We start from the raw sequence: 7,678 nt of genomic DNA on the forward strand, positions 1-7,678 counted from the left end.
GCTCGAGGCCCCCGTGCGCTCGGGCCAGACCGTGATCTTCCCCGAAGGCGACGTCACCATCCTCGGCTCGGTCGGCTCCGGCGCCGAGGTCGTCGCCRGCGGCTCCATCCACATCTATGGCGCGCTGCGCGGCCGCGCCATGGCGGGCGTGAACGGTCACACGAGCGCGCGCATCTACTGCCAGAAGATCGAGGCTGAACTGCTTGCAATCGACGGGTTTTACCAGACTGCGGACGACATCGACGCCGCCTTGCGCGGCAAGCCGGCGCAGGCCTGGCTGCAGGGGAATACCATGCGAATTACAGCGCTGAACTGACCAGCAAAGGAGACATTTCAGATGAGTAAGGTACTGGTCGTGACATCAGGAAAGGGCGGCGTCGGCAAGACCACGACGACCGCCGCGCTGGGAGCTGCGCTCGCGCAGCGCGGCGACAAGGTCGTCGTCGTCGATTTCGACGTCGGCCTGCGCAACCTCGATCTCGTGATGGGCGCCGAACGCCGCGTGGTGTTCGACCTCATCAACGTGGTGCAGGGCGTCGCAAAGCTGCCGCAGGCGCTGATCCGCGACAAGCGGCTGGAGAATCTGTGGCTGCTGCCGGCCTCGCAAACCCGCGACAAGGACGCGCTGACGGAAGAGGGCGTGGGCAAGGTCATCGACGATCTGCGCGGCCGTTTCGACTGGGTGATCTGCGACAGCCCGGCCGGCATCGAGCGCGGCGCCTCCATGGCGATGYGCTTTGCCGACGAGGCCGTGATCGTCACCAATCCGGAAGTCTCCTCGGTGCGCGATTCCGACCGCATCATCGGCATGCTCGATTCCAAGACGGTGCGGGCCGAGAAGGGCGAGCGGGTCGAGAAGCACATTCTCATCACCCGCTATGATGCCTCCCGCGCGGCGCGCGGCGAGATGCTGACCATCGACGACATCCTCGAGATCCTTGCCACGCCCTTGCTCGGCATCATTCCCGAGAGCCAGGACGTGTTGAAGGCGTCCAACGTCGGCACGCCGGTGACTCTGTCGAACGCGGACGGCGCGCCGGCGCGGGCCTATATGGACGCCGCCAAGCGCCTGTGCGGCGAGAACGTCACGATGCACGTTCCCGCCGAGCGCAGAGGTCTGATGGATCGTCTGCTGCGACGGAGGGCTGCATGAGCATGGGTCTGCTTCGACTTCTCCGCGGCAAGAAGGCCTCGGCACCCGTCGCACGCGAACGGTTGCAGATCCTGCTTGCCCATGAACGCGGAATGCGCGGCCAGCCCGATCTGCTCGGTGTGCTGCGTGAGGAAATCCTCGCTGTCGTGTCCAGGCACGTCACGCTGGATCCGACCAAGGTCATCGTTCGGCTCGAGCGCGGCGACGAGGTGTCGACCCTGGAGGTCGATATCGAGGTGCCCAACGATTTCGAGCGCAAGCGCGTGGCGGTCGCGTAGGGGACGCGGCCGACGATTTCAGGTTTTGGGGTGGGTGAGAAGGCGGTCCGCCGGGCATGGCGGGCCGCCTTTTGTCGWCGCTGCGGGTGATCGGAACGAGACCTGCGACTTGATCGTTGTGGGAAATCCGCGGACCACCCTGCGTGCACCGCGGTTTCATCAAACGGGAGAGCGCCCATGATATCGGAGCTCCAAATCCACACCATCGCACGCCAGATGCTCGAACGGCACGGCTTCGCTGCGATTGCGAAGGCCGCCGAGCAGGCCCAGGCCTGCGAGGGCCGCGGCGAGGCCGATGAGGCCAGGGAGTGGCGTCACATCGAGGATGCCATGAAGATCATGCGTGGACCGCACCACAGCTGATCGCCGGACAGGAAGCGCCTCAGCGGTCCTCGTGCTCGGTTCCCTGCGACTGGGACCGTTGGGTTCGCGGCTGACTGCGATCGCCTGTTTCCTTGCAGGGAAGCTGTTCCCAGGTACCATCCGGTGCTTGCTGATACGCGCTGCAGGTGGAGGAGGGCGATTTGCCCTCGGCTCTCTCGGTGCCTGAATTCTGCGCCAGCACGGGGGCGGTCGGCGCCGTGACGGCCGCGAGCGTGGCGGCGAAGACGAATTGGATCATCCGCATGAGGGGCTCCTGTTCGAATTCGAAGAGGGCCGCATGCTGGCGAGGATTGTGACGAATATTGGCCGTGGCGGGGGTTCCGCAGCTGTGGGCTTAACGCCTGGGAAAACCGGTTAGCCGCCCTTGCTGCGGATCAGGCCGGCAAGGTTGGTCTTCTGGGCCTCGCACCAGCCGGGCATGCCGAGACGGCGCTGGTCCATATCGGTCGCCTGCGTCGCGACCGCGACCTCGGCCATCAGGTCGTCGTCCTGCTTCTCGCCCATCTTGCCGCCGGTATGCATCCAGGCGATCGCCTTGCGCACCTTCTCGGTGGTGCCGTCGGGCAGCTGCATCTGCTGTGCCTTCTGCACGAGGTCCTGATAGACGAGATCCGTGTTGGGGCACTCGACCCTGGCGGCGAAGGCCTGCAAGACCATCGTCACATAGGCCGAGCGTGGATGATCCTCCGCCCGGGCCGGCGCGGCGATCAGCAACAGGCCTGCCATCAGAAAACCATAGCGCATCCTTGGTACCTCCTCGATTTTTTTGGGAGGCTAGCGTCCGGCGCGCCGCTCCGCAATGGTGCCGGGACGCAATTGTCGCGTCTGCGTGCGGTGCGTTAAATTGGCTGCTCCCGGACCCGGAGAACGCCATGAGCCTGTTCAGCACGCCGTTCGATCCCCAGCGCGACACGGCGCTCGTCACCGGCGCGGGCAACGGCATCGGTCGCGCGATCGCGCAGGCCCTGGTCGGCGAAGGCGTGCGGACCGTGTTCGCCGACGTGAGCGCGGAACGGGTGAGTGCCGCGATCGGCGCGAGCGAGCGGCCAGAGCGCGCGGTGCCCTGGGTCGGCGATCTCGCCGAGCTGGACGCCTGCGATGCGCTGCTTGCCGCGTCACATGCCGCGCTGGGGCAGGTGACGCACTTCGTGCACAGCGCCTCGCCGCCGCGGCGCGAGGCCGATCACGCGCTCGCGGTCGATCGACGGACCTGGCAGGAGATGCACGCCGTCAATCTCGATGCAGGTTTTCACCTGGCGCGCGAGATCGCCAAGCGGCTGATCGCGGCGAAGCGGCCCGGCTCGTTCCTGTTCCTCACCTCGCTGCATGCGGGCACGCCGCGCAACCTGCCGCATTACTCGACGGCGAAGGCGGGGATGGCGATGTTGGTGAAGGAGCTCGCCAAGACGTTCGGGCGCCACGGCATCCGCGTCAACGCGCTGGTGCCCGGTGCGATCGCGGCCGGCGGTTTCGTCGCGGACGCCTCGCTGGCGCGACACATCCCGCTCGGGCGTCTCGGCGAGGCCAAGGACCTTGCGCCGATGGCGCTGACCGTATTGTCGAACACGCTGTCAGCTTACGTCACCGGCGCAGCCTTCGTCGTCGACGGCGGATTGTCGCTGACGGACTGGTTCGACGCGCCGGTGCTGGAGTAGCTTAGCGTTGCCAGGCCGGCACGGGATCGAGCGGCGTGCGATAGAGCTCGTTGTGATCGCGGTCGGTGACGCGCACCGCGCAGCCCTTTTGCTGAAGCTCCGGCTTCACCTGCGACAGCTCGGTGGCCAGCTGGTGGGCGCGATCCGAGGCGACCTCGATGTCTTCGAGGATGATTCCGCCCTGGTTCTTGAACTCTTCACCAACCACGAGATCGAAGTAGTAGTAAGGCATCCGAATTCCCCGCTGTGACGACCCAAGTCTCGACGACAAGTCTGGAAAACAAGTCTGCAACGGAAGTCTCAACACATGTCGGATAGTACCACTGAGTCGATCTTTATCGAACGAGCGAAGCGCGCAATCTCTGTGCGTATGGCGCAGAAATCATGTGCAGCGTGCGGGCGCGTTAAGATTTTATTAAATATGTCAGCGTGATCATGAGGCATGGAATTGCAACAGAACCGGGCTCCGGGAACCGGCAGTTGCAACAGAAGGCCGTCGGCATAGATCCCGACGGCCTTTTCTCTTGGCGGATTCGCTTGGCGGAAGACGATCGAAACATCGATCTCCGTAGTCGCCCGGACTCAACGCATCACATCGAGTCGGACAGCTTGCAGTGACGCTGCGTGAGCGATGCCGTGCATCGCCTTGCATTGGTCTAGCGCAGCGGCATTGGCGGACGCACGACAGGTCCGTCGTCATCGGCAACGGCTTGTGTCGTGGTGACCGGCGCGACCTGCGGCGGGACCGCGGCAGCCTGCGAAGGCGGCGGCGGTGATGCGACCGGTGCGGGCGAATACGCCGGCATGTAGGTCTGCGACACGGCCGGCTTCGGCTTGCGAACCGGCGGAGCTTGAGGCCGCGGCGGTAGCGCGGAAACGCGCGCGCGCGGATCGAGGCGCGGATCGATCGGCCGCGTCTCAGCCATCGGCTTCGGGGCGGACGGCTTCGCCATCTCGCGCGCCATCTGTTCCTGTCCGGCCTTCAACTCGGCGATGTTGGCCTTGAGCTGCTCGATCTGCTGCGCCATCGCGGTGAGATCGCGCGTCATCGATTGCACCGACTGAACTGCTTCGGGCGGCGTTGCTGCGGGCACGGCCGCAGACTGAGCCGCAGCCGGCGTCGGGGATGGGTCGGCTGTTTGATCGGTCGCCGCTTCCGCCGCGGGCGGCGCGGCCTGCGCGGCCGCGACCGGCGCCGTCTGTTGTGACGTCGAAGGTGTCAGCGACGAAGGCATCAGCGATGCCAAAACGGGTTTCCAGTCGGCGAACATCTGCCTCGCCACGTCGCCGTGTTTCTCCCAGGCGATGGTGGCAGCGGCGCTGCCGCCCGCGAACAGAAACGTGAGGAACGCGCCGCGCAGCCACTTGCCGACGGAGGATCGCTTCCGCCGGCCGCGACCATCGCCTGCAGTTACGCGCACCGCGGTGTCGACCGAGGGCGCCGCCGGCTGCGGCTCCACGACAGGACTGAACTTCGGCTCCGGATTGCTCCTGGGCCCCGGCGCGAATTTCGGCTCCGGACGGGACGTGACGTCAGGCGCCAGCGCGGGGGCAACGCTGATGGGGCGCGAGGCCAGCACGATGTCCGGCGAGATCTGAACCGCGTCGTGCGGATCATTGTCCTTGACCGTGTCCTTCACGATCTCATCGACGATTTGCTTGCTGTTCAGCATCGCGAGCATCGCAGCTCCTTTGAAGCCTTCGTCGTCCGCATTGGCGCGAGCCGATCTGTTGAGGTGAGCCCCATCCCAAGTCTGATGACGCACGAGTCCAGCCGGGTTTGACCAAAGCAAGGCGAGGGGATGGAGATGATGCGACGGTCTTCTGCCGTTTGTGGTGATGGAACTCCGCCGGAAAAACACGCGGTCGTGTTCCGCATTGCCTTGTTTTCAGCACGATTTTGGCAATATCTGACGCTGCTGGGGGTGCTGCGATCCGCTATAGGGGGGGCCGGCGGTGCCAAGATCTGTTCTCGCTCTTTTCGTTGCTGCCCTGCTGCCGCTCGGCGGCTGCATGCAGACGACGCTTTCGCCATCGACGGATGCGAGCATGACGCCGCGCGACCGTCAGTTGCTCGCACATACGCCATACGCGCAGGCGAACGTGCCCGAGCAATATCTCCGTCATATCGTCGATTATCCGCGCAAGGAGCAGCCGGGCACGATCCTGGTCGATACCAATGCGCGCTACCTTTATTTCGTGCTACCCGAGGGCAAGGCGATCCGCTACGGCGTCGCGGTCGGCGAGGAGGCCATGGCCTTCTCGGGCGTCGCGCGCGTGGGCCGCTTGGCGGAATGGCCCGATTGGGTTCCGACTGYGGACATCCAGGCGCGGCTTGGACCGTATCCGGCGCGCGTCGCCGGTGGTCCCGCCAATCCACTGGGCGCGCGCGGTATCTATCTCTTCGTCGGCAACAAGGACACGCTCTACCRCATCCACGGCACCAACCAGCCCGAATATATCGGGCAGGCGATCTCGTCGGGCTGCATCCGGATGCGCAACGAGGACGTGATCGATCTCTACGACCGGGTGAAGCTCAATTCGATGGTCGTGGTGCTGCCGCCCGGGCAGAACGCGCAGGCCGAGACGGGCACGAACTGGCGCGGGTGAGAAGGGCGCTCACTCACGCGTGAATGCGCGCGGGGTCTGCGGTTCCGCAAGGGTGAACTGGTTCACAGGCGATCCGCTCGCCTTGCGCTATGCCTCGATGGCCGGTTGCCATTGGAGGCATCATGCAAAAATTCATTGATCAATTGACCGAAAGCGATCGCCGGGTTGTCCGCAAGTGGCGGCTGGTGACCGTTGCATTTTATGGATCGATCCTGGCCGGAATGGCCGTGTATATGGCGCTGCATTGGAATCCGGAGGTGAATTATGCCTCGGCCGGTCCAGCGACCCATGCGAAGGTGACGAGCGCGTCACGGCACTGATCGGACCGCCGCTCGGGTCCTACTCTCCAGGCCGTGCGACGCGCCATTGCAGCGTCGTGGCGTTGCCGTTGGCATCGCCCGGCGCCTTGTCGGCGGGTGACGTGTAGAGCGGGCGGTAGCGGTATGCCCACATCTTGCTACCGTCGTTGCGGCTGATCACGGTGAAGTCGCCGACGGCCCTGGCGTCGGCCGTCGCGGCGAGCGGAACCCAGCTTTCGGCGCACTTCCCGTTGCAGTTCGACGTCTTGCCGGTGGTGTCGCGCTCGTAATAGTAGAGCGTCATGCCCTTGAGATCGACGAGCTTGGGACCCTGCTTGGTGATGACCACCTTCGCCGGCGCGGTCGTCGCCTCGGGCTTCGGCGGAGGAGGCGCATCGCCGCCGCCATGTCCGTTTGCGAGCGCATGACCGGTCGAGAACGCGATGGCCGCGGCCGCAATGAGGAACCTGAACATCCGAAACTCCCGGGCCGCAAAGTTAATCGCGCGTTAAGCGCCGAATGGGGCCGACGGTAGCAGCCGAAGGTTAGTTCCTGGTTTCGCGGCACTGCGACAATTACGGACATGGATGCGGCTTAAGCCTGCACATCGCGGAGCGGGGCGCGGCTGAGCTCGTTGCCGGCAGCGATGGCCTTGCGCAACAGGCGCATCAGCTCCTCGCCCTCCCTGGCGTTGAGGCCGCGCAGCATGATGCGCTGTGCGGACTCGACCACCGGCGTGATCTTGCGCAGCGTGCGCCGGCCCTCGTCGGTGATCTCGAGTTCGCGGGCGCGGCGGTCGCGGCTCGAGGCACGACGCTCTGCGAGCCCCTTCTGCACGAGGCGATCGATCACGCCTGTGATGGTGGTGCGGTCGTAGGCGATCAATCCCGCGAGCGTCACCTGGTCGAGCCCCGGATTGGCCTTGATGGTCGCGAGCGCGGCGTATTGCACCGGCGTGAGGTCGAAGCCGGCATCGCCGACCTCGGCCAGGAAGACCGCGACCGCGATCTGCTGGAACCGGCGCGCCAGATGACCGGGCATGTCGTTGTTGTCTTTCACCGAATTCTCCTCGGTCGCAGCGACGTTGACAAGTATACTGATAGTCAGCATACTGATCAATATCGAAGAAGACGTTGACGGGAGAGGTGCTCATGCAATTCCATCTCAATGGATTTCAGCCGGGCGACCCTGAAATCGCCGATCCCGCCGAACGCGTTCAGGCTCCCSGCGCGGCGCGAAGACGAAGCGATCAATTCCAAGCTCCACGTGGCGGCTCCAGTCTATCGGCGTGAGTCAAGC

The 7,678-nt window shown here is 65.1% G+C and carries 13 protein-coding genes; 7 read left to right on the forward strand and 6 right to left on the reverse strand.

The window, feature by feature from the left end:
• From minC to AC1D00_RS17540, 4 genes are all read left to right on the forward strand, one after another.
• On the forward strand, window positions 1-316 hold a 316-nt coding region (gene minC, locus AC1D00_RS17525), incomplete at its 5' end, for a septum site-determining protein MinC (RefSeq protein ID WP_477011525.1).
• A gap of 21 nt (window positions 317-337) precedes the next feature.
• Window positions 338-1,153 carry a septum site-determining protein MinD gene (gene minD / locus AC1D00_RS17530; protein ID WP_477011526.1) on the forward strand — a complete coding sequence of 272 codons (816 nt, stop codon included), beginning with the start codon at window positions 338-340 and terminating at the stop codon, window positions 1,151-1,153.
• Window positions 1,150-1,431 carry a cell division topological specificity factor MinE gene (minE, locus tag AC1D00_RS17535; protein ID WP_025575378.1) on the forward strand — a complete coding sequence of 94 codons (282 nt, stop codon included), beginning with the start codon at window positions 1,150-1,152 and terminating at the stop codon, window positions 1,429-1,431. The genes minD and minE overlap by 4 nt, the downstream gene beginning before the upstream one ends.
• Before the next feature lie 177 nt (window positions 1,432-1,608).
• Window positions 1,609-1,794 carry a hypothetical protein gene (locus tag AC1D00_RS17540; RefSeq protein WP_477011527.1) on the forward strand — a complete coding sequence of 62 codons (186 nt, stop codon included), beginning with the start codon at window positions 1,609-1,611 and terminating at the stop codon, window positions 1,792-1,794.
• Window positions 1,795-1,813: 19 nt separating this feature from the next.
• Here AC1D00_RS17540 and AC1D00_RS17545 read toward each other — a convergent pair whose 3' ends face one another.
• The gene (locus tag AC1D00_RS17545; protein WP_477011528.1) at window positions 1,814-2,059 is read right to left on the reverse strand and encodes a hypothetical protein; all 246 of its coding nucleotides are present in this window, start codon (window positions 2,057-2,059) and stop codon (window positions 1,814-1,816) included.
• A 110-nt stretch (window positions 2,060-2,169) separates the two neighbouring features.
• Window positions 2,170-2,559: a hypothetical protein gene (locus tag AC1D00_RS17550; RefSeq protein ID WP_025575372.1), complete on the reverse strand. Its 390-nt coding sequence runs from the start codon at window positions 2,557-2,559 to the stop codon at window positions 2,170-2,172.
• Between the two features lie 128 nt (window positions 2,560-2,687).
• On the opposite strand from AC1D00_RS17550, the gene AC1D00_RS17555 reads away from it, so the two are divergent.
• A complete protein-coding gene (locus AC1D00_RS17555; RefSeq protein ID WP_477011529.1) occupies window positions 2,688-3,470 on the forward strand; it encodes an SDR family NAD(P)-dependent oxidoreductase in 783 nt (260 codons plus the stop codon).
• Window position 3,471: 1 nt separating this feature from the next.
• Here AC1D00_RS17555 and AC1D00_RS17560 read toward each other — a convergent pair whose 3' ends face one another.
• Both AC1D00_RS17560 and AC1D00_RS17565 read right to left on the reverse strand, forming a co-directional pair.
• Entirely contained in the window at window positions 3,472-3,702 is a 231-nt protein-coding gene (locus AC1D00_RS17560; protein WP_025575367.1) for a DUF6894 family protein, read from the reverse strand.
• Window positions 3,703-4,126: 424 nt separating this feature from the next.
• The gene (locus tag AC1D00_RS17565) at window positions 4,127-5,152 is read right to left on the reverse strand and encodes a hypothetical protein (protein WP_167770592.1); all 1,026 of its coding nucleotides are present in this window, start codon (window positions 5,150-5,152) and stop codon (window positions 4,127-4,129) included.
• Window positions 5,153-5,426: 274 nt separating this feature from the next.
• On the opposite strand from AC1D00_RS17565, the gene AC1D00_RS17570 reads away from it, so the two are divergent.
• On the forward strand, window positions 5,427-6,080 hold the full coding sequence (locus tag AC1D00_RS17570; RefSeq protein ID WP_477011530.1) for a L,D-transpeptidase: 654 nt from the start codon (window positions 5,427-5,429) through the stop codon (window positions 6,078-6,080).
• A 122-nt stretch (window positions 6,081-6,202) separates the two neighbouring features.
• Window positions 6,203-6,400 carry a hypothetical protein gene (locus tag AC1D00_RS17575; protein WP_135173526.1) on the forward strand — a complete coding sequence of 66 codons (198 nt, stop codon included), beginning with the start codon at window positions 6,203-6,205 and terminating at the stop codon, window positions 6,398-6,400.
• Between the two features lie 19 nt (window positions 6,401-6,419).
• Here AC1D00_RS17575 and AC1D00_RS17580 read toward each other — a convergent pair whose 3' ends face one another.
• Window positions 6,420-6,854: a COG4315 family predicted lipoprotein gene (locus tag AC1D00_RS17580; protein ID WP_135173527.1), complete on the reverse strand. Its 435-nt coding sequence runs from the start codon at window positions 6,852-6,854 to the stop codon at window positions 6,420-6,422.
• 119 nt (window positions 6,855-6,973) lie between these two features.
• Window positions 6,974-7,438, reverse strand: a complete 465-nt coding sequence (locus AC1D00_RS17585) for a MarR family winged helix-turn-helix transcriptional regulator (protein WP_135173528.1) — start codon at window positions 7,436-7,438, stop codon at window positions 6,974-6,976.
• Window positions 7,439-7,678 lie beyond the last annotated feature (240 nt).

The sequence above is a fragment of the Bradyrhizobium sp. P2_E8 genome (assembly GCF_056403875.1).

Excerpts from the sequence above, each read along its gene's own strand:
- minE (WP_025575378.1), top strand. The coding sequence starts at position 1,150 with ATGAGCATGGGTCTGCTTCGACTTCTCCGCGGCAAGAAGGCCTCGGCA.
- AC1D00_RS17540 (WP_477011527.1), top strand. The coding sequence starts at position 1,609 with ATGATATCGGAGCTCCAAATCCACACCATCGCACGCCAGATGCTCGAA.
- AC1D00_RS17545 (WP_477011528.1), bottom strand. The coding sequence starts at position 2,059 with ATGCGGATGATCCAATTCGTCTTCGCCGCCACGCTCGCGGCCGTCACG.
- AC1D00_RS17550 (WP_025575372.1), bottom strand. The coding sequence starts at position 2,559 with ATGCGCTATGGTTTTCTGATGGCAGGCCTGTTGCTGATCGCCGCGCCG.
- AC1D00_RS17555 (WP_477011529.1), top strand. The coding sequence starts at position 2,688 with ATGAGCCTGTTCAGCACGCCGTTCGATCCCCAGCGCGACACGGCGCTC.
- AC1D00_RS17560 (WP_025575367.1), bottom strand. The coding sequence starts at position 3,702 with ATGCCTTACTACTACTTCGATCTCGTGGTTGGTGAAGAGTTCAAGAAC.
- AC1D00_RS17565 (WP_167770592.1), bottom strand. The coding sequence starts at position 5,152 with ATGCTCGCGATGCTGAACAGCAAGCAAATCGTCGATGAGATCGTGAAG.
- AC1D00_RS17575 (WP_135173526.1), top strand. The coding sequence starts at position 6,203 with ATGCAAAAATTCATTGATCAATTGACCGAAAGCGATCGCCGGGTTGTC.
- AC1D00_RS17580 (WP_135173527.1), bottom strand. The coding sequence starts at position 6,854 with ATGTTCAGGTTCCTCATTGCGGCCGCGGCCATCGCGTTCTCGACCGGT.